The organism is Erwinia sorbitola, from assembly GCF_009738185.1.
GTDB classification, from domain to species: domain Bacteria; phylum Pseudomonadota; class Gammaproteobacteria; order Enterobacterales; family Enterobacteriaceae; genus Erwinia; species Erwinia sorbitola.
In genome coordinates this window covers 1,273,994-1,293,004 of the sequence record NZ_CP046509.1, presented here as the reverse complement: position 1 = coordinate 1,293,004, position 19,011 = coordinate 1,273,994, and the positions used below count along the sequence as shown (strand labels likewise).

The window sequence follows — 19,011 nt, the reverse complement described above, 5'->3', positions numbered from 1 at the left end:
GAAAAAGCCGGGGGGTAAATGGCAACAGATCGTTACGGCCCAGGAATTATCCTTAAGTTGCGATCCGTGGCGCGATTTCATTTAGTGTAACCGTATACACTACTATGCTGTTCAATGCCCCCACGTTTTTAAAACAGGATTTATTCATGGTTTATCAAGCAGATGCCAAACGTTATGAGAAAATGACCTATCACCGCTGCGGGCGCAGCGGCCTTAAACTTCCGGCCATCTCTCTCGGTTTATGGCATAACTTTGGCGACAGTACCCGGGTGGATAACAGTCGTGAGCTACTCCGCCATGCCTTTGATAACGGTATCACTCATTTCGATCTGGCCAATAATTACGGGCCGCCACCGGGTTCAGCCGAAGAGAACTTTGGCCGTATTCTGCGTGAAGATTTCCGTAGCTATCGTGATGAGCTGGTGCTCTCCAGTAAAGCCGGATACACCATGTGGGATGGCCCCTACGGTGACTGGGGCTCACGCAAGTATCTGATTTCAAGCCTGGATCAGAGTCTGAAACGTATGGGCGTAGAGTATGTGGATATTTTCTATCACCACCGCCCGGATGCAGAAACACCGCTGGAAGAGACCATGACCGCCCTCGACCATCTGGTGCGTCAGGGTAAAGCGCTGTACGTCGGGCTGTCGAACTACCCGGCCGAACTGGCAGCGCAGGCGATTGCACTGCTGAAAGAACTCGGCACGCCCTGTCTGATCCATCAGCCTAAGTATTCGATGTTTGAGCGTGCACCGGAAGCGGCCCTGCTGAATGTACTCACGGATAATGGCGTCGGCAGCATCGCATTTTCGCCGCTGGCGGGAGGCGTGCTGACAGACCGTTATCTTAACGGCATTCCTGAGGATTCCCGTGCAGCCAGCGGCAGTCGCTTCCTGAGCGGGGATCAGCTGACACCGGAGAAGATGGATAAGGTGCAACGCCTGAATGCGCTGGCTGCCCGTCGCGGTCAGAAGCTGTCACAAATGGCGCTGGCCTGGGTGCTGCGTGGCGATCGCGTAACCTCAGTGCTTATCGGTGCCAGTAAAACCAGCCAGATTGATGATGCAGTGCAGATGCTGGACAACCGCAGTTTCAGCGCGGATGAGCTGGCAGAGATCGACACTATCTTAGGTTAGTCCTGCCATACGGCTGGCCTGCTGATGCGGGCTGGCCTTCCCCTCCAGATAAATCCCAATTGCTCACATTTCCCCTGTTTTCAGAGTTCACCAGGCGTAATAGCGACGATCTCTTTATATTGTGCAGCTACGGTGGCGAAGTCAGGCCACCGGTAAAGGAGATAATATGAAACGCTTATTGCTTGTTGCCACTTTGCTGGCAAGTTTATCCCCGTTGGTGCCGCACACAGCATACGCCGACAATGCCAGTATTACCCTTGCACCCGGTATTTCTCTGCATCTGGGCGATCGTGACGATCGTGGCCGTTACTGGGACGGCGGTGGCTGGCGCGATAATCACTGGTGGCGCAACAACTATCGCTACAATGAAGGACGCTGGTGGAGACACGAGCAGTGGCGTCGCCATCAAGAGATGCGCCGTCAGCATGAGTGGGAGAGAGAGCGGCGCTGGCGCGACCACGATCGCCGCCGCGAATGGCGTCATCATGAAAATGAACGCCGGCATCATGACCACGGCCGCTGGTAATTTTTTCGGTCATACAGACTTCAACCTGCGGTTACGTTTGCTGCAAGTTGAAGTCTTCAGAACTTATAACGCCCCGGCTTAGAGATCCATCGCCATCGCGACCAGCAGATAGCCATTCAACGCCACCACGACGACGACGATGGCGCGCCCGATATTCTGCATCAAACGCGAGTTCACCATATCGCCCATCAGTTCACGGTTGCCGGTAAAGGCCAGCAGCGGTATCAGTGCCAGCGCAATCCCGAAGCTTAACAGCACCTGGCTCATTACCAGAATACGCGTAGGTTCCCAGCCCGCCATAATCACAATAAAGGAGGGCAGCATGGTCACCACACGACGCACCAGCAGTGGAATATGGAAGCGGATAAAGCCCTGCATCACCACCTGCCCTGCCATCGTGCCCACCACCGTAGAGGACAATCCCGCCGCCAGCAGGCTCAGACCAAATACCATCGCCGCCGCTTTACCCAGCAAAGGGTCAAGGGTCAGATAGGCGAGGTCAAGATCGGCAATGCCGCGGTGGCCGCTAAAGTGGAAGGCTGCCGCTGCCGTTGCCATCATTGCCAGGTTCACAAAACCGGCAATGGTCATGGCGACCGCCACATCCAGTTTGGTAGAGGAGTAGCGTTCGCCGCGGGTGGCACCATCATTTTTTTGCGTCAGCGATGAGTGCAGATAGATGACATGAGGCATAATCGTTGCCCCCAACACGCCCGCAGCCAGCAGTACCGCATCCGCCGTTGGCAGTGAAGGCACCGCCATTCCCTGCAACAGATCGACGACTTTTGGCTGAGAGAAGAACAGCTCAATCACATAGGCGGCAGCAACAAACAGCAGCAGACCGCCGATCACCAGCTCCAGCGGTTTTTGCCCGCGACTTTGCAGCATCAGAATGAGGAAAGTCGCCACCCCGGTAAGCATCGCCCCCTGTAACAGGCTGACGCCGAACACCAGTTTAAAGCCGATTGCTGCGCCTATAAATTCAGCCAGATCGGTTGCCATGGCTATAATTTCCGCCTGCACCCAGTAAAACCATACTGCCGGGCGCGGGAAACGATCGCGGATATGCTCCGCCAGGTTTTTGCCAGTGGCGATGCCAAGTTTGGCCGACATCAGCTGGATAACCATCGCCATGATGTTTGCCCACACGACGACCCACAGCAGCGTATAGCCGTAGGAGGCCCCGGCCTGAATATTGGTGGCAAAGTTGCCGGGGTCGATATAGCCGATTGCCGCGATAAAGGCTGGCCCCATTAAGGCAAATTTTATTTTACGACTACTGCGGACGTTCTGCTCCACAGTGCGGCTTTCGAGCATAGTTTTTACCCCTGAAACGATATACCTGCAACATAGTGCCTTTAGTTGATAATGATTATCAAGTGCATTTAGAAAGGTTGTGTTTATCACTGCGATAGCCAGTACTATAAAGTATAGCAATTGCTATACTTTAAGGTAAATTACGGCACTGCTAAAAAATCAGCAACCTCTTTTACTCTAGGGTATGAGTAAATCCTGCGCCAGCGAGCGGGTCATTTTTTCAACGAAAGAGTGTTGCAAGAGATGAGTGAATCGAGCATAAAGTGCAAGACCGTAACGCAAACGGTCAGAAACCGTTGAAAACATGTGACGCCTCAAGCTTTTCTGAAATCTTGTGCAATAGGTAATTGTTATATTGCGGTATAGATCTCGTTTTTCCGGTTCTTGTTACATAGAATGTGCAACGAAATATAACAGCCCTCTAATTTGGAGCAAATATGTCCCGCATTCTTCACTTTGCTTTGGCACTGGCGGTGGTCGCCCTGCTGGCCTTGTTGGTCAGCCGCGATCGTAAAAACATCCGTGTCCGGTTTGTCGTACAGCTTTTAGTCATCGAAGTTCTGCTGGCCTGGTTCTTCCTCAACTCGGAAGCAGGTCTGGGATTCGTCAAAGGTTTCTCCGACCTGTTCGAAAAATTGCTGAAGTACGCGGCGGAAGGGACAAACTTCGTCTTCGGCAATATGAGTGATAAAGGCCTGGCCTTCTTCTGGCTTAACGTCCTCTGCCCTATCGTGTTTATTTCAGCGCTGATCGGTATTCTTCAGCACTTCCGCATTTTGCCGATTATCATCCGCGCTATCGGTACCGTGCTGTCGAAGGTTAATGGTATGGGTAAACTGGAGTCTTTCAATGCTGTAAGCTCACTGATTTTGGGACAGTCAGAGAACTTTATTGCGTATAAAGATATCCTCGGCAAGATGTCTGAGCGCCGCATGTACACCATGGCCGCAACGGCGATGTCAACGGTGTCAATGTCGATTGTCGGCGCCTACATGACCATGCTTCAGCCGAAGTACGTGGTTGCCGCGCTGGTGCTGAATATGTTCAGTACCTTTATTGTGCTGTCGCTGATTAACCCGTATCGCGTGGATAGTGAAGAAGACCTGAAGCTGGGTAACACTCATGAAGGCCAGAGCTTCTTTGAAATGCTGGGTGAATATATTCTCGCCGGTTTTAAAGTGGCAGTGATTGTTGCCGCCATGCTGATTGGTTTTATTGCGCTGATTTCCGCCATCAACGCCCTGTTTGATACCATTTTTGGTATCAGCTTCCAGGGTATCCTCGGCTATGTGTTCTTCCCGTTTGCCTGGGTGATGGGCGTGCCGAGCAGCGAAGCGTTGCAGGTGGGCAGTATTATGGCAACCAAGCTGGTTTCTAACGAGTTTGTAGCCATGATGGATCTGCAAAAAATTGCCACCACTCTGTCACCACGCGCTGAAGGGATCCTGTCGGTGTTCCTGGTCTCCTTCGCCAACTTCTCGTCTATCGGTATTGTTGCCGGGGCGATTAAAGGGCTGCATGAAGAACAGGGTAACGTGGTATCACGCTTCGGCCTGAAGCTGCTGTACGGCTCAACGCTGGTGAGCGTGCTGTCAGCCTCTATTGCCGGACTGGTGCTCTGACAGCCTGCCAGGCTTTAAGAGCATGATGCGAGAGGGCGATCGGTTATCCGGTCGCCCTTTTTGTTTTATCCCCCTGAATACTTCAGCAGCAATAGCTCCGCTCCGGGCAGAAAAAACAGACGAAAAAAAATCCGCCTAAGCAGATTATGGGATAAATCATCAGGTTTTAAGAATTTGGTGGAGATAAGCGGGATCGAACCGCTGACCTCTTGCATGCCATGCAAGCGCTCTCCCAGCTGAGCTATACCCCCACTACTAAACTCTCAGTTCTTCGGTGCCACCTAATCTGCTGGTGAAGATTTGGTGGAGATAAGCGGGATCGAACCGCTGACCTCTTGCATGCCATGCAAGCGCTCTCCCAGCTGAGCTATACCCCCAAGCCGAAAAACTGTGTCGTGTTGACGGCGGGGATAATATGAAACAGCGCGGTGAGTGTCAACGGTAAAATACCGATCTGAGAGTGATCGCTGAAAAAGCCGTCAATGCAGCCAGAAAAACGCTAACTCTCTGTTTTTATCCTCCTCCTGAGGGGAACCGCAGCGTCGCAGAGTTCTTTGTTAAAAACGCGTTAATAACAAGCTTAAAAGCTACTTGTTTTTGTTAAAAGACCGTGCAAAACTGCGCCGGATTTTGAATGCCAGGCCCCGCGCCATAAAGGTTGAGCATATTTTTACGGTGCGGCGACACCCGGCACGTTTACAGTGATTTACTACACCAGAGCTATTATGTCCTTGCACACTCCCAAAGAGATTTCGGCTGTCGCCGTCCAGGCAGGCGTGATCAAAAGTCGTACCCCGGTCTCCTCGTTACTGATTCTGGGCTTTCTCGCCGGTTCGTTTATCGCATTTGGTTTTCTACTCTATATCCATGTGGTGAATCAGCTCCCGCCTGAATGGGGTTCATTCGGCACCCTGCTGGGGGCAGCCGTCTTCCCGGTAGGGATTATCCTCACGGTGCTGGCCGGAGGAGAGCTGTTAACCGGTAATATGATGTTGATGCCCGTTGCATGGTTTGCACGCCAGATAAGCGCTCTCAGCGTGTTACGTAACTGGTTTTGGGTGACTGTTGCCAACTTTATCGGCAGCGTTACCATCGCATGGTTCTTCGGGCATATGCTGGGGATGACGGAAGGCGACTATCTGAAAAAGACCGTTGCGGTTGCCAGTGCAAAAGTGAATGCGGATTTCCTGCATGCGTTCATTTCCGGCATCGGCTGCAACTGGCTGGTCTGTCTTGCTACCTGGATGGCATTCGCCAGTAAAGATGTGGTAGGCAAGATCTTCGGTATGTGGTTCCCCATTATGGCGTTCGTTGCCATTGGCTTCCAGCATGTGGTCGCCAATATGTTTATTGTGCCAGCCGCAATTTTTGCTGGTTATTTAAGCTGGGGTGAATACCTGCCTAACTTTGCGGCGGTGTTTCTGGGCAATGCTGTAGGCGGTGCTATTTTTGTTGGTCTGGCCTATTTTGTGGCCTTCCGCACGCCTCAGCCAGAGAACTCACCTGCACGCTAATAACCTCACTCCCCTGCTCTGGTGGGGGATCTTAACTCCTTATTCTCTTCATTTTATCCCCGTTTAAGTCAATGTTAGTAGTTTGTGTTAGTGGTTCATCTGATGAATTGTTGTAATATGCTAACGACTTTAATTCGGCTAAAAGGGACAATAGCGTGAAAAAGGATTGGTTAACGCCGGAAGAACTGGCGCAGCAAACAGGTTTTAGCAGACAGACGATTAATAAGTGGGTGAAGAAAGAGAACTGGACGACCGCACCAAAACCCGGTGTTCAGGGTGGGAAAGCGCGCATGATTCATATAGACGATCGTGTGAAAGTATTCCTCAAATCCACGCGTCATGCCGCTGAACCTCATGCCCAGTATCGTATAAATCAAAATTCTCTTCCTGCGTTGTTAATCACATCAACGCAGCAATTAAGCAGCGAAGAACAAGATAAGCTGGCGGCTATGTTGCTGCGCGAGGGAATCCAGGGAATTTTACAAAGACTCGGTATCAGCAGTTGATACAAACCCCGGCTATCAACGCCGGGGTTTTTTATTTTGTATCGTTCGTCTTAGTGAGTAGTCAATTAAAAAGCAAAGGAGTGAAACGGTCTGCTGTGATGATAACGTCAGCTGTCTGGTTTTATTAACCAGGTTAATGTTGCCGCGTTTCACCCTCTCCGCCGCAGGGTTCTGTTAGCCGAACCCTCATCTTCCTCTGTCTCGTCACCGATATTTTTGACGTTATTTGTATTTTTGATGTTAATTCCGCGAAGGTTAGCGATTTGTGTTAGTTGTTCATGTGACGAATTGTTGTAATATGTGCATGACTTTATTCGGCTAAAAGGGACAAGAACGTGAAAAAGGATTGGTTAACGCCGGAAGAACTGGCACAGCAAACAGGTTTTAGCAGGCAGACGATTAATAAGTGGGTAAAAAAAGAGAACTGGACGACCGCACCGAAACCCGGTGTTCAGGGTGGGAAGGCGCGCATAATTCATATTGATGAACGCGTGAGAGAGTTCCTTAAATCCACACGTCATGCAGCTGAACCTCATGTGCAGTATCGTGTAAATCAAAATTCTCTGCCAGGGCTGCTAATCACTTCATTGCAGCAATTAAGCAGTGAAGAACAAGATAAGCTGTCAGCGATGTTGTTACGGGAGGGAATTCAGGGGATTTTGCAAAGACTTGGTATCATCCGTTGATGAGAACCCCGGCTTAAGGCCGGGGTTTTTTATTGGTATTATCAGGCTTCGCGCGTGGCGATAAACGCCAGTGCTTTTTCTATACGTGCCACACTACGTGTGCGACCAATAGCGTGAACTGTCACATCAAGCGCTGGCGACTGCCCGCCGCCCGTCACAGCAACACGCAATGGCATACCGACTTTACCCATACCGACTTCCAGCTCATCTGCCGTAGCCTGAATGGCGTGATGGACGTTTTCTGCTGTCCAGTCGGTAATAGCAGCCAGCTTGTCACGCACCACTTCCAGCGGCTGACGCGCGACCGGACGCAGATGTTTTTTCGCTGCATCAGCATCAAACTCGTCAAACTCTTCGTAGAAATAACGACAGGAAGCCGCCATCTCTTTCAGCGTCTTGCAGCGCTCACCCAGCAGTTTTACCAGCTGAACCAGCTCAGGCCCGGTACGCGTATCAATATTTTCCTGCTCGATATGCCATTGCAGATGGGTGGCCACATATTCTGGTGCCAGGCTGTTGATGTAATGATGGTTAAGCCACATCAGCTTTTCAGTATTGAATGCGCTGGCAGATTTGCTAACCACATCCAGATCAAACAGCTTGATCATCTCTTCAATGCTGAAGATTTCCTGATCGCCGTGAGACCAGCCCAGACGCACCAGATAGTTCAGCAGCGCTTCAGGCAGATAGCCATCATCACGATACTGCATCACACCTACTGCACCATGGCGTTTAGACAGCTTCTTGCCGTCATCACCCAGAATCATAGAAACATGCGCATAGACCGGCACCTGAGCGCCGATAGCTTTCAGAATGTTGATCTGGCGTGGCGTGTTGTTGATATGGTCTTCACCGCGAATAACATGGGTAATTTCCATATCCCAGTCATCGATAACGACACAGAAATTGTAGGTCGGCGCGCCGTCAGTACGACGAATAATCAGATCATCCAGCTCCTGGTTGCTGAACTCAATTGGGCCACGAATCTGATCGTCGAAGATAACTGAGCCTTCCTGCGGGTTGCGGAAACGTACTACGCAAGGTTCGTCATCTGCATGGTGCTCGTGGCTGTCGCGGCAGTGGCCGTCGTAACGTGGTTTTTCGCCGTTAGCCATCTGGTTTTCGCGCAGGGTTTCCAGACGTTCTTTCGAGCAGTAGCACTTATAGGCGCTACCTGCTTCCAGCATCTGGTCGATAACTGCGTTATAGCGGTCGAAACGTTTGGTCTGGTAGTACGGGCCCTCATCCCAGTCGAGATTCAGCCAGTTCATGCCATCCATAATGGCATCGATCGCCTGCTGGGTTGAACGCTCCAGGTCGGTATCCTCGATACGCAGCACAAACTCACCGCCATGATTGCGGGCAAACAGCCAGGAGTATAGTGCGGTACGAGCGCCGCCAACATGCAGGTAACCAGTTGGGCTGGGAGCGAAGCGGGTTTTGATTTTCATTAATGAATGCCTTATTACGCGGAGGCTTTGGCCAGAGACAGAACATATTTTTCGTGGGGAACATTCTATCACCTGCGAGCGAATCCTCAACGCCAATCCCAGTCAGCAGAGAGGGATTGACCTTCGCGCGGTCCGGCAACCCTCTGTTTTTGCCTGAAATGGGAGCATCCTGGCTATTTTTACGACGAACACACATTTTACGCTGAAAAAGCGTTGACTCATTTCCGCGGTTCCCTATAATGCGACTCCACACAGCGGGGGTGATTAGCTCAGTTGGTAGAGCATCTCCTTTACACGGAGGGGGTCGGCGGTTCGAGCCCGTCATCACCCACCATTCATTAATTGAATGATGCCCGCGAAGTAAGCAGTACCCAGAGATTCGAGATGTGGGTGATTAGCTCAGTTGGTAGAGCATCTCCTTTACACGGAGGGGGTCGGCGGTTCGAGCCCGTCATCACCCACCATATCTCTCCGGTGTCTCTGTAGCAGTAACGATATGGGTGATTAGCTCAGTTGGTAGAGCATCTCCTTTACACGGAGGGGGTCGGCGGTTCGAGCCCGTCATCACCCACCATATCGGGTCGTTAGCTCAGTTGGTAGAGCAGTTGACTTTTAATCAATTGGTCGCAGGTTCGAATCCTGCACGACCCACCAATGTTAAGAAGGCGCCCTAAAGGCGCCTTTTTGCTATGTGCAAATCGGGCGGGGTTCGAACCTGCCGCAGGTTCGGGTCGAACACCGTGAGACAGCGTTGCGCCAGCAACGACCCGAAGGGCGAGGCGAAGCCGAGTCATCCTGCACGACCCACCAATGTTAAGAAGGCGCCCTAAAGGCGCCTTTTTGCTATGTGCAAATCAGGCGGGGTTCGAACCTGCCGCAGGTTCGGGTCGAACACCGTGAGACAGCGTTGCGCCAGCAACGACCCGAAGGGCGAGGCGAAGCCGAGTCATCCTGCACGACCCACCAATGTTAAGAAGGCGCCCTAAAGGCGCCTTTTTGCTATGTGCAAATCGGGCGGGGTTCGAACCTGCCGCAGGTTCGGGTCGAACACCGTGAGACAGCGTTGCGCCAGCAACGACCCGAAGGGCGAGGCGAAGCCGAGTCATCCTGCACGACCCACCAATGTTAAGAAGGCGCCCTAAAGGCGCCTTTTTGCTGTCTGCGATGCGGGCGCGGCATGCCACGCCCCTGGGTATATATCACCGCACTCCCGTAGGGGTCAGGCACGCCTGACCCATCGGAATCTACATATGTGTACCGCCATCAATGCGCAACTCTGTGCCGGTAATAAACTTCCCGTCATCCGATGCAAACATCGCAATCACTCCTGCCACTGAATCCGGTGAAGCAAAACCCTGTCCAATGGCTGGCGACATCTTGCTGAATAGCGACATATCCGCATCAGCTGGTATGCCTGGATCGTTAGTCATACCTGATTCGATACTGCCCGGTGCCACGGCAACCGCACGTAAGCCCTGTTTAGCGTATTCGGAAGCAATTGTGTGGGTGAATGACTGAATCCCGCCTTTAGTCGCAGCATAAGCCGCCATATATGGGTGAGCAAAGGTGGCTGAGGTGGAACTGAAGTTCACCACCACACCGTTACCGCTTTCCAGCAGCGCAGGTAATGCCTCACGGGTCACCAGGAAAGTACCGGTCAGGTTCACTGCCAAAATACGGTTCCAGAACTCAAGGCTGGTCAGATGGGTATGGCTGGAGCGCAATATACCCGCCCCGTTTACCAGTACATGCAGGCCACCAGCCTTTTTGATAGCGCCACCAATCTGCTGCTGTACTGACGACTCACTGGAAATATCAACTTCGCAGGTGGTCAAGCGGGCGGCAGTTCCGGCCTTTTCAGCCATCTGGCGCGTGGTTTCCAGCCCTTTTGGTACGATATCAGCAGCGATTACCGTTGCCCCCTCACTCAGGAACCGTAATACCGTTGCCTGTCCAATACCTGAACCTGCGCCGGTAATCAGTGCAGTACGCCCTGTAAATCGTTGCATTTCTCTCTCCTTGAATTTAAAACGCACGCAATGTTACTGCAACGTACCGAAACTAACCAATGAATAGGACTTAAACAGTTAGCCATAAGAGCTTTTCTTTTCGATTTCTTATCACTGCTTTTACGCTTTAATGCCTCAAGTCTAAGGCGATTCTTACCGATAACCCGTAATGGTTAATTACAATGGAGATCGAGATGACAACCATCAATACCAGTGCCGGCGTATCCGGCGGTGCCAGCAGCGGCGGGTCAGTGTCGCAAACTGCCAGTATTGCGAAGCAGATTACTAAATTGCAGGAGCAGCTGAAAAGCCTGAGCGATGAAACGGCACTGACCGACGAGCAGAAAGCTGAACAGCAGCAGATGATCGAAAGCCAGATTGCAATGCTGGAAGCGCAGTTAGCGCAAATCCAGCAGCAGCAGGAACAACAGGCCGTAGAGAAACAGCAGGACAGTAAAGCAGCGGACAGCGGCAGCAGCAAAATTGCTGACGGCGTAAACCGGCCGACTGAAACTAATAAACTGAACGTCTATATCTAGAAGGGTGACGTACTGGCACGTTGTTGCGTCAGCAGCTCCGCCTGCTGGCGTACTTCCTGCCAGATCGCCTCTGCGGCTGGTGCCAGAGAACGGTTTTTGCGCCTCACCAGCATGATAGTGCGATCTATTTCCGGAAAAATCCTGCGTACTAATAATGGGCTGCCCTGCGGCAACGGTAGCGCCAGCGCCGGTAAAATACTGATGCCGATCCCTGCTTCCACCATTGGATAGAGCGTGGCAGGGTGACCAATCTCCTGGGCAATCTCTGCCCGCACCTGCTGCATACGCAGTGCCTCATCGATCAGTACCCGGCTGCCGGAAGCATAATCCTGTAACACCAGCGTGCGCTGATTGAGCATATTCCAGCGTACCGTTTGCTCCTGTGCCAGCGGATCATCCTGGCGGCAGAGCAGCAGAAAAGGCTCATCAAGAATTGCCTCACACTGCAAATCGTCCGCCTGTAGCGGCCCGACCACAATGCCGAAATCGACTTCCGCATTGCGGATACTTTGCAGTACCCACTGCTGCGGGCGATCGCGCAGCATAACCTTGATTTCCGGGTAGTGTAGCTGTCCGGCAGCCAGGCACTGCGGCATCAGATGCGCTGAAATAGTCTGGCTGGCCGCCACCCGTACGTTGCCGCTGCGCTGATGTCCATAGCTGCGCACATCCAGCAGCGTAGTGTTCAGCTCTTCCAGCAGCCGCTCAAGACGGCTGGCAAGCTGCTCCCCGGCCTCAGTCAAAACCACCTCGCGCGTGGTGCGATCAAGCAGGCGGATGCCCATTTCATTTTCCAGCTCTTTAATGCTGTGACTTACTGCTGACTGACTGAGGCCAATGCGCTGCCCTGCCTGACTGAAACTGCCCTGCTGGGCAACCGCAACAAATACCCGTAGCTGTCGTAACGTGCAATTCATCGATTCGGCTCATATATGAATTCAATAAATTAATTTTATTTCTAAACAGTGTCACTGCACAATAGCGCTATCTGTTTTTAACCAGGCATTAACAATGGGCATTTTTCGTATCGATCCACTGATGTTGAAACTGATTATCACCGTTCTGCTGGCGTCGTTCCTGCCTGCTCGCGGTAACTTTGTCGATTTCTTTGACTGGCTGACCACAGCGGCCATTGCGCTGCTGTTCTTTATGCACGGTGCCAAGCTGTCGCGAGAAAAAATTATCGCTGGTGGCGGCCACTGGCGCTTGCATCTTTGGGTGATGTTCAGCACCTTTGTGATGTTTCCCGCACTGGGGCTGCTGTTCGCCTGGTGGCATCCGCTGGATCTCAGCGCTGAGATTTACACCGGTTTCCTCTATCTCTGTATCCTGCCAGCCACCGTACAGTCCTCCATCGCCCTGACCTCGCTGGCGGGAGGTAACGTCGCTGCTGCGGTATGCAGTGCCTCTGCTTCCAGCCTGCTGGGGGTATTTATCTCCCCGCTGCTGGTCGGGCTGGTTATGAATGTACACACCGATATGCCGGGCGGCAGCCTTGAGCAGATTGGTAAAATCATGCTGCAACTGCTGGTACCGTTTGTGATCGGTCATCTTTCCCGCCGCTGGATTGCTGGCTGGGTAGAGAGAAATCGGGGGCTGATTAGTCAAACAGACCAGGCTTCAATTCTGCTGGTGGTCTACTCCGCCTTCAGCGAAGCCGTAGTCAACGGCATCTGGCACCGCGTGGGCGTAATGACGCTGGTGTGGATTGTGGTGGGTAGTCTGGGCCTGCTGTTTGTGGTGCTGGCGATTAACGTAACGGCCGCGCGGCTGTTTGGTTTTAACCGGCCAGATGAGATCACCATTCTGTTCTGCGGCTCGAAAAAGAGCCTGGCAAACGGCGTGCCGATGGCCAATATTCTGTTCCCGTCGGCGGCAGTGGGAATTATCGTGCTGCCGTTGATGATCTTCCATCAGATTCAGCTGATGGTTTGTTCAATGCTGGCGCAGCGCTATCGTAAAGCAGGTGAAAAGCTGGCTGCACAACACAAGGCGAGCAATAGTAAGCCCGCCGTGATGGAATCGCAGAAGTAGTGGAGTCGCAGAATTAGTGCAGATTACGGGGCCTGATGGCCCCGTTTTAACGGTTTCACCAGGCCTTCCAGCCCTTCTATTTTGATCGCCAGAGTGATTTGCATCAGCTGGCCAAGATGGCCCTGAGGGAACTCATCTTTACGCGCAAACCACAGCAGATACTCTTCCGGCAGGTCAATCAATGCCCGCCCTTTATATTTACCAAAAGGCATCTCGGTATTAGCAATCTCAATCAGGTGCTGTTTTTCCATATCATTCACCCAGTAAACGTATCATTTCGGCTTCGTCGATCACCTCAATCCCCAGCTCCTGTGCTTTAGCCAGCTTGGAACCAGCGGCTTCTCCGGCGATCACCAGATCGGTTTTCGTCGACACGCTGCCGCTCACTTTTGCCCCGAGTGCTACCAGTCGATCTTTGGCTTCATCGCGCGACAGAATGGTAAGCGACCCGGTCAGAACGACCGTTTTACCCGCAAACGGGCTGTCAATTTCTTCCGCTTTCACCACCACCACTTCCGGCCAGTGGATCCCTTTTTCAATCAGCAGGCGAATCACCTCGCGGTTGCTCTCCTCATCGAGGAAGTTACGCACATGGCTGGCAACCACTTTGCCCACATCAGGAACAGCAATCAACGCTTCCAGATCCGCCGCCATAAGCGCTTCCAGCGTGCCAAAATGCGCCGCAAGGTTAGCCGCAGTGGCCTCCCCTACTTCACTGATCCCCAGAGCATAGAGGAAGCGGGCAAAGGTGGTTTGCTTCGCTTTCGCCAGCGCATCCACCACGTTCTGTGCCGACTTCGGCCCCATACGATCCAGACCGGTCAGTTTACCTGCGGTCAGATCGAACAGATCCGCCGGATTCAAGACGTACTCTTTATCCACCAGCTGATCGATGATTTTTTCGCCCATTCCGTCAATATCCAGCGCACGGCGCGAGACAAAGTGCTTCAGAGCGCCTTTGCGCTGTGCGCCGCAGATCAGGCCGCCAGTGCAGCGTGCCACCACTTCGCCCTCCACGCGCTCAACGTCAGAACCACACACAGGGCAATGGGTCGGGAACACCACCTCACGCGCATCCGCCGTACTCTCCACCACGCTGACCACTTTCGGGATCACATCACCAGCGCGGCGGATAATCACACGATCGCCAATTTTCAGCCCAAGTCGGTCAATTTCATCGGCATTATGCAGGGTGGCGTTGCTGACCATTACCCCGGCGACCAGCACCGGTTCCAGACGCGCCACTGGCGTAATCGCTCCGGTGCGCCCGACCTGGAATTCAACGTCGCGCACTACAGTCATCTGCTCCTGGGCCGGGAATTTAAACGCTATCGCCCAGCGCGGTGCCCGGGCAACAAAGCCTAACTGCTCCTGAAGATCCAGTGAATCTACTTTGATCACTACACCATCAATATCGAAACCTAATGTCGGGCGCGCCGCTTCCACATCGTGGTAAAAGGCCAGAACCTCTTCGGCGGTATGGCACAGACGCACGCGATCGCTTACCGGTAAGCCCCAGGCTTTAAACTGTTGCAGACGGCCCATATGGCTGCGCGGCATCTCGCCCCCTTCCAGCAGGCCAAGGCCGTAGCAGAAGAAGGTCAGCGGACGTTTGGCGGTAATACGCGGATCAAGCTGACGCAGAGATCCAGCGGCAGCGTTACGCGGGTTAGCAAATACTTTACCCCCGGTACGACGCGCTTCATCGTTCATTTTTTCAAAACCGGGCAACGGCATAAACACTTCGCCACGCACTTCCATACGTGCCGGGATATTGTCACCGTGCAAACGCAGCGGAATAGCGCGAATTGTACGCACATTGGCGGTGATATTTTCACCCGTGGTGCCATCACCGCGCGTGGCTGCCCGCACCAGTTCACCGTTTTCATACAGCAGGCTTACCGCCAGCCCATCAAGCTTCAGCTCGCAGCAGAAGGTGATGTCATCGGTGCTTTTCAGGCGATCCTGCACGCGCTTGTTAAATGCCAGATAGCTCTCTTCATCGAAAGCATTATCTAGCGACAGCATCGGCACTTCGTGACGTACCTGTTCAAAAGCGCTGAGTGGAGCGGCACCGACGCGCTGGGTCGGCGAATCACTGGTGATCAATTCCGGATGGGCAGCTTCAAGCTCGCGCAGCTCACCCATCAGACGGTCATATTCCGCATCCGGCACTTCCGGTGCGTCCAGCACGTGATACTGGTATTCATGGTGGCGAAGCAGGGTTCGCAAATGGTTGATATTATTTTGTACGGATTCCATAGCGGCACCATCAGAGATAAAAAACCCCCGAAGGCCGGGGGTTTGGGAAGAGAGTGATTATTGTGAAACTTACTGGCTGTTGGCGTCAATCACATCGCGGATACGTGCTTTATACGTTTCCAGCTTTTGCGGGGTCATCATGCGGCGTTCATCGTCAAGCACCACACCGCCAACATCGTCAGCAATGCGCTGGGCGGATTGCAGCATCAGTTTAAAGTTCTGATGAGCATCGCCGTAGGAAGGCACCATCATAAAGATCGACACCCCAGGGGTTGAGAAATCAGACATGTTGTCCGGATTAAATGACCCTGGTTTCACCATATTCGCCAGGCTGAACAGCACCGGGCCGCTGCCCGCCGGGTTCAGGTGACGATGGAAGATATTCATTTCGCCGAACTGGAAGCCAGCCTGCAATACGCCCTGTAGCAGCGCTTCACCGCTGATACTGCCGCCCGCATGAGCGGAGACATGCAGGACTAATACCGTCTCTTTACGACGCGCTTCTTCGCGCTTCGCTTCAGCGATCTCTTCGGCTGATGGCGGCTGCGCGGAAGCTGGCTCAGGTTGAGACGGACGCTGCACAGGGGCCTCAGCAGGTGCCACCTGACGAACCGGCTCAGGCTGACGCACGGGTTCAGGCGCTTCCCGTTCAGGATCGGGCGCATGATGGAATTCACCACCAAATAAAGGATCAGACTCCGGCTGCTCATCAACCAATGGCTGATGAATTACCGGCTCAGGCTGCGGTCGAGGTCTGGACTGACGCGGTGGCTCGTCCCCGGCATTAAATCCACCAAGGGAAGGCTCCGAAGGCTCAGGCTGACTGCGTTGTACACGCACTTCACCCACGCTCTCATCTTCATCCTCGAACGCTTCTTCTCTATCCTGCTTTAAACGTTTGTGCGGGCGATCGCGAAAAACGGATGAGCGCTCTTTACGGCTGGTCCACAGGCCGTGCAGTAAAAGCGCTATTATGGCGATCGCGCCAACAACGATTAATATCAGACGCAAATCCTGCATCATTGTATTCTCTGTTGTTCCAATACCTTGCCACCGCGGCAAACTTTATCCTCTAACTGTATTTGCCCCGGTACACAAGTGCAAGTCTGTGCACTATTTTCTGACAAATATCACGCTATGAGGACGCTTTTTTGCTGTTTTTTCGTGCAAACACCTCCTGTTAAGAGGAAAAAGCTGAGTTATTATCACCTCCATCTGTGCGTTCAAAGGAGAAAAGCAGTAGATGTCATACCATAATACTGACCCGTCACACCGTAATTCCGCCCGGTCACATAACGGCGTCCACTATTTTGCCCAGGGATGGAAGCTGATTCGCCTGCCGGGCATCCGTCGTTTTGTTCTTCTTCCGCTGCTGGTCAATATCCTGCTGATGGGCGGTGCCTTTATCTGGCTCTTCACCCGTCTCGGGCAGTGGATCCCCGAATTAATGGCGATGGTACCCGGCTGGTTGCAGTGGTTAAGCTATTTGATCTGGCCACTGACGGTGCTGTCCATTATTTTAGTCTTTAGTTACTTTTTCTCCACTGTTGCCAACTGGATTGCTGCCCCTTTTTGCGGTCTGCTGGCTGAACAGCTGGAGGGTCGCCTCACTGGAAAACCGCTACCCGACAATGGCTGGAGCGGGCTGGTGAAGGATCTGCCCCGCATTATGAAGCGTGAATGGCAGAAACTGGCCTATTACCTTCCACGCGCACTGGTGCTGCTGCTACTCTACTTTGTGCCGGTTTTCGGTCAGACGGTTGCTCCGGTACTGTGGTTCCTGTTCAGTGCCTGGATGCTCTCTATTCAGTACTGTGATTTTCCTTTCGATAACCACAAAGTGAGCTTCCGTCAGATGCGTTCAGCGCTGCGGCAGAACAAAACTGAGAATATGCAGTTCGGTGCACTGGTGAGCCTGTTCACCATGATCCCGCTACTGAATCTGGTGATAATGCCCGTAGCAGTTTGTGGTGCCACCGCGATGTGGGTAGATAAATACCGCCCTCATCTGGCACTGAACCGCGATTAAAGCGCGTGAATGGCGGCGATAATGCCAGCTTATGCCATTTTTGCAGGGCTTATTTCCTGTGAACATATCTATATTCGATTTCTTCACTTCACTGGCTAAATGAACAAGGTATGCTCTAAGCGTTCCCAATATTTCATACAGTTAAGGACGGGCTATGAGTAAGATCTATGAAGACAACTCTTTAACAATCGGTCATACGCCGCTGGTTCGACTGAACCGCATCGGTAACGGACGCATTCTGGCAAAAGTTGAGTCGCGTAATCCTAGCTTCAGTGTCAAATGCCGTATCGGTGCCAATATGATTTGGGACGCAGAGAAACGCGGAATTCTGAAGCCAGGCATTGAACTGGTTGAACCAACCAGCGGTAACACCGGTATTGCGCTGGCATATGTTGCCGCTGCACGCGGTTATAAACTGACGCTCACCATGCCGGAAACCATGAGCGTTGAGCGCCGTAAGCTGCTAAAAGCACTGGGTGCTAACCTGGTGTTGACCGAAGGTGCCAAAGGCATGAAAGGTGCCATCAGCAAAGCGGAAGAGATTGTGGCAGGCGACCCGGATAAATTCGTTCTTCTGCAACAGTTCAGCAATCCTGCTAACCCTGAAATTCATGAAAAAACCACCGGCCCGGAAATCTGGGAAGATACCGATGGTGAAGTGGATGTATTTATTGCGGGTGTCGGTACGGGCGGTACGCTGACCGGCGTCAGTCGCTATATCAAGAATACCAAAGGCAAGAAAGAGCTGATTACCGTTGCGGTTGAGCCTACTGACTCCCCGGTCATTGCTCAGGCAATAGCCGGTGAAGAGATCAAACCTGGCCCGCACAAAATCCAGGGCATCGGCGCAGGATTTATTCCTGGCAACCTGGATTTGAATCTGGTTGACCGCGTGGTCGCCATCACCAACGAAGAGGCTATCTCCACGGCGCGTCTGCTGATGGAGCAGGAAGGGATTCTTGCCGGAATCTCCTCCGGTGCTGCCGTTGCCGCCGCGTTAAAATTGCAGGAAGATGAAGCGTTTGCCAATAAAAATATCGTGGTGATTCTGCCCTCTTCCGGTGAACGTTACCTCTCAACTGCGCTGTTCGCCGATCTGTTCACTGAAAAAGAACTGCAACAGTAGTGCCAAAAGGGCGATATTGTCTGAAAAAGCACCCATCCGGGTGCTTTTTTGTGGAGTGCGTCAAAGTTTTAGCACCCTATAGATTGATTTTACCCTCCAGTGTCTGGTATTTAAGCTGCCAATTATTTCGATCCGTAAAATTAATCGCTGCGTGAACTGGATCAAGCTGAATCGATTTACTGGTTTGGCGCACAAAGCGAAATAGCGGCATAATGGGAAGTGGAAAAGTAATCGGGAATCCGGCGTTTTTTCCC

General features: G+C 52.6%; 17 protein-coding genes, 6 tRNA genes and 3 other RNA genes. 17 read left to right on the top strand and 9 right to left on the bottom strand.

The annotated features are described in order from the left end of the window. The first annotated feature begins 146 nt into the window (after window positions 1-146). Entirely contained in the window at window positions 147-1,136 is a 990-nt protein-coding gene (gene mgrA, locus GN242_RS05840; protein WP_154754035.1) for an L-glyceraldehyde 3-phosphate reductase, read from the top strand. Window positions 1,137-1,302: 166 nt separating this feature from the next. Then, window positions 1,303-1,662 (top strand): DUF2502 domain-containing protein, encoded by a 360-nt coding sequence (locus tag GN242_RS05835; RefSeq protein ID WP_154754036.1) that lies wholly within the window; start codon window positions 1,303-1,305, stop codon window positions 1,660-1,662. A gap of 78 nt (window positions 1,663-1,740) precedes the next feature. On the opposite strand, the gene GN242_RS05830 is transcribed toward GN242_RS05835, so the two are convergent. Then, window positions 1,741-2,979, bottom strand: coding sequence for an Nramp family divalent metal transporter (locus GN242_RS05830; RefSeq protein ID WP_154754037.1), 1,239 nt, complete (start codon window positions 2,977-2,979; stop codon window positions 1,741-1,743). 437 nt (window positions 2,980-3,416) lie between these two features. Between GN242_RS05830 and GN242_RS05825 the strand changes: the two genes are divergently transcribed. Beyond that, on the top strand, window positions 3,417-4,601 hold the full coding sequence (locus tag GN242_RS05825) for a NupC/NupG family nucleoside CNT transporter (protein WP_154754038.1): 1,185 nt from the start codon (window positions 3,417-3,419) through the stop codon (window positions 4,599-4,601). A gap of 175 nt (window positions 4,602-4,776) precedes the next feature. Here GN242_RS05825 and GN242_RS05820 read toward each other — a convergent pair. Then, a tRNA-Ala gene (locus tag GN242_RS05820) sits at window positions 4,777-4,852 on the bottom strand. A gap of 50 nt (window positions 4,853-4,902) precedes the next feature. Further along, window positions 4,903-4,978, bottom strand: a tRNA-Ala gene (locus tag GN242_RS05815). A gap of 348 nt (window positions 4,979-5,326) precedes the next feature. Here GN242_RS05815 and GN242_RS05810 point away from each other — a divergent pair. The 3 genes from GN242_RS05810 (at window position 5,327) to GN242_RS05800 (ending at window position 7,307) form a co-directional block, all read left to right on the top strand. Further along, a complete protein-coding gene (locus GN242_RS05810; RefSeq protein ID WP_154754039.1) occupies window positions 5,327-6,115 on the top strand; it encodes a formate/nitrite transporter family protein in 789 nt (262 codons plus the stop codon). Between the two features lie 155 nt (window positions 6,116-6,270). Continuing rightward, a complete protein-coding gene (locus GN242_RS05805) occupies window positions 6,271-6,621 on the top strand; it encodes a YfeC-like transcriptional regulator (protein WP_156287039.1) in 351 nt (116 codons plus the stop codon). A gap of 335 nt (window positions 6,622-6,956) precedes the next feature. Further along, window positions 6,957-7,307: a YfeC-like transcriptional regulator gene (locus tag GN242_RS05800; protein ID WP_156287038.1), complete on the top strand. Its 351-nt coding sequence runs from the start codon at window positions 6,957-6,959 to the stop codon at window positions 7,305-7,307. 41 nt (window positions 7,308-7,348) lie between these two features. Here the strand turns inward: GN242_RS05800 and gltX are convergent, their stop codons facing one another. Continuing rightward, window positions 7,349-8,758: a glutamate--tRNA ligase gene (gene gltX / locus GN242_RS05795; protein ID WP_154754040.1), complete on the bottom strand. Its 1,410-nt coding sequence runs from the start codon at window positions 8,756-8,758 to the stop codon at window positions 7,349-7,351. Between the two features lie 258 nt (window positions 8,759-9,016). On the opposite strand from gltX, the gene GN242_RS05790 reads away from it, so the two are divergent. The 7 genes from GN242_RS05790 to GN242_RS05760 all read left to right on the top strand — a co-directional run bounded on the left by GN242_RS05790 (window position 9,017) and on the right by GN242_RS05760 (window position 9,880). After that, window positions 9,017-9,092, top strand: a tRNA-Val gene (locus GN242_RS05790). 54 nt (window positions 9,093-9,146) lie between these two features. Continuing rightward, window positions 9,147-9,222: transfer RNA gene (locus tag GN242_RS05785), tRNA-Val, on the top strand. 34 nt (window positions 9,223-9,256) lie between these two features. Next, window positions 9,257-9,332: transfer RNA gene (locus GN242_RS05780), tRNA-Val, on the top strand. Window positions 9,333-9,336: 4 nt separating this feature from the next. Further along, window positions 9,337-9,412: transfer RNA gene (locus GN242_RS05775), tRNA-Lys, on the top strand. A 32-nt stretch (window positions 9,413-9,444) separates the two neighbouring features. Continuing rightward, a non-coding RNA gene (locus GN242_RS05770) (RtT sRNA) lies at window positions 9,445-9,568 on the top strand. Between the two features lie 32 nt (window positions 9,569-9,600). Beyond that, window positions 9,601-9,724: non-coding RNA, RtT sRNA (locus GN242_RS05765), on the top strand. A 32-nt stretch (window positions 9,725-9,756) separates the two neighbouring features. Further along, window positions 9,757-9,880, top strand: a non-coding RNA gene (locus GN242_RS05760) — RtT sRNA. Between the two features lie 122 nt (window positions 9,881-10,002). On the opposite strand, the gene GN242_RS05755 is transcribed toward GN242_RS05760, so the two are convergent. Then, window positions 10,003-10,767: an SDR family NAD(P)-dependent oxidoreductase gene (locus GN242_RS05755; RefSeq protein WP_154753885.1), complete on the bottom strand. Its 765-nt coding sequence runs from the start codon at window positions 10,765-10,767 to the stop codon at window positions 10,003-10,005. A 194-nt stretch (window positions 10,768-10,961) separates the two neighbouring features. Here GN242_RS05755 and GN242_RS05750 point away from each other — a divergent pair, with 194 nt between their 5' ends. Further along, complete coding sequence (locus GN242_RS05750) at window positions 10,962-11,306, top strand: FlxA-like family protein (RefSeq protein ID WP_154753884.1); 345 nt, start codon at window positions 10,962-10,964, stop codon at window positions 11,304-11,306. On the opposite strand, the gene GN242_RS05745 is transcribed toward GN242_RS05750, so the two are convergent. Beyond that, a complete protein-coding gene (locus tag GN242_RS05745) occupies window positions 11,303-12,223 on the bottom strand; it encodes a LysR family transcriptional regulator (RefSeq protein ID WP_154753883.1) in 921 nt (306 codons plus the stop codon). The genes GN242_RS05750 and GN242_RS05745 overlap by 4 nt on opposite strands. A gap of 94 nt (window positions 12,224-12,317) precedes the next feature. On the opposite strand from GN242_RS05745, the gene GN242_RS05740 reads away from it, so the two are divergent. Further along, entirely contained in the window at window positions 12,318-13,340 is a 1,023-nt protein-coding gene (locus GN242_RS05740) for a bile acid:sodium symporter family protein (protein ID WP_154753882.1), read from the top strand. Window positions 13,341-13,363: 23 nt separating this feature from the next. On the opposite strand, the gene GN242_RS05735 is transcribed toward GN242_RS05740, so the two are convergent. From GN242_RS05735 to zipA, 3 genes are all read right to left on the bottom strand, one after another. Next, a complete protein-coding gene (locus GN242_RS05735) occupies window positions 13,364-13,591 on the bottom strand; it encodes a DUF3820 family protein (protein ID WP_154753881.1) in 228 nt (75 codons plus the stop codon). A gap of 1 nt (window position 13,592) precedes the next feature. Next, window positions 13,593-15,602 (bottom strand): NAD-dependent DNA ligase LigA, encoded by a 2,010-nt coding sequence (ligA, locus tag GN242_RS05730; protein ID WP_156287037.1) that lies wholly within the window; start codon window positions 15,600-15,602, stop codon window positions 13,593-13,595. Window positions 15,603-15,671: 69 nt separating this feature from the next. Then, window positions 15,672-16,625: a cell division protein ZipA gene (gene zipA, locus GN242_RS05725; RefSeq protein WP_154753879.1), complete on the bottom strand. Its 954-nt coding sequence runs from the start codon at window positions 16,623-16,625 to the stop codon at window positions 15,672-15,674. Window positions 16,626-16,845: 220 nt separating this feature from the next. Between zipA and cysZ the strand changes: the two genes are divergently transcribed. Both cysZ and cysK read left to right on the top strand, forming a co-directional pair. Beyond that, on the top strand, window positions 16,846-17,631 hold the full coding sequence (cysZ, locus tag GN242_RS05720; protein ID WP_154753878.1) for a sulfate transporter CysZ: 786 nt from the start codon (window positions 16,846-16,848) through the stop codon (window positions 17,629-17,631). A gap of 154 nt (window positions 17,632-17,785) precedes the next feature. Next, a complete protein-coding gene (cysK, locus tag GN242_RS05715; RefSeq protein WP_154753877.1) occupies window positions 17,786-18,757 on the top strand; it encodes a cysteine synthase A in 972 nt (323 codons plus the stop codon). The last annotated feature ends 254 nt before the right edge of the window (window positions 18,758-19,011 follow it).

Coding starts and splice junctions, on each gene's coding strand:
- mgrA (WP_154754035.1), top strand. CDS start 147: ATGGTTTATCAAGCAGATGCCAAACGTTATGAGAAAATGACCTATCAC.
- GN242_RS05835 (WP_154754036.1), top strand. CDS start 1,303: ATGAAACGCTTATTGCTTGTTGCCACTTTGCTGGCAAGTTTATCCCCG.
- GN242_RS05830 (WP_154754037.1), bottom strand. CDS start 2,979: ATGCTCGAAAGCCGCACTGTGGAGCAGAACGTCCGCAGTAGTCGTAAA.
- GN242_RS05825 (WP_154754038.1), top strand. CDS start 3,417: ATGTCCCGCATTCTTCACTTTGCTTTGGCACTGGCGGTGGTCGCCCTG.
- GN242_RS05810 (WP_154754039.1), top strand. CDS start 5,327: ATGTCCTTGCACACTCCCAAAGAGATTTCGGCTGTCGCCGTCCAGGCA.
- gltX (WP_154754040.1), bottom strand. CDS start 8,758: ATGAAAATCAAAACCCGCTTCGCTCCCAGCCCAACTGGTTACCTGCAT.
- GN242_RS05755 (WP_154753885.1), bottom strand. CDS start 10,767: ATGCAACGATTTACAGGGCGTACTGCACTGATTACCGGCGCAGGTTCA.
- GN242_RS05750 (WP_154753884.1), top strand. CDS start 10,962: ATGACAACCATCAATACCAGTGCCGGCGTATCCGGCGGTGCCAGCAGC.
- GN242_RS05745 (WP_154753883.1), bottom strand. CDS start 12,223: ATGAATTGCACGTTACGACAGCTACGGGTATTTGTTGCGGTTGCCCAG.
- GN242_RS05740 (WP_154753882.1), top strand. CDS start 12,318: ATGGGCATTTTTCGTATCGATCCACTGATGTTGAAACTGATTATCACC.
- GN242_RS05735 (WP_154753881.1), bottom strand. CDS start 13,591: ATGGAAAAACAGCACCTGATTGAGATTGCTAATACCGAGATGCCTTTT.
- ligA (WP_156287037.1), bottom strand. CDS start 15,602: ATGGAATCCGTACAAAATAATATCAACCATTTGCGAACCCTGCTTCGC.
- zipA (WP_154753879.1), bottom strand. CDS start 16,625: ATGATGCAGGATTTGCGTCTGATATTAATCGTTGTTGGCGCGATCGCC.
- cysZ (WP_154753878.1), top strand. CDS start 16,846: ATGTCATACCATAATACTGACCCGTCACACCGTAATTCCGCCCGGTCA.
- cysK (WP_154753877.1), top strand. CDS start 17,786: ATGAGTAAGATCTATGAAGACAACTCTTTAACAATCGGTCATACGCCG.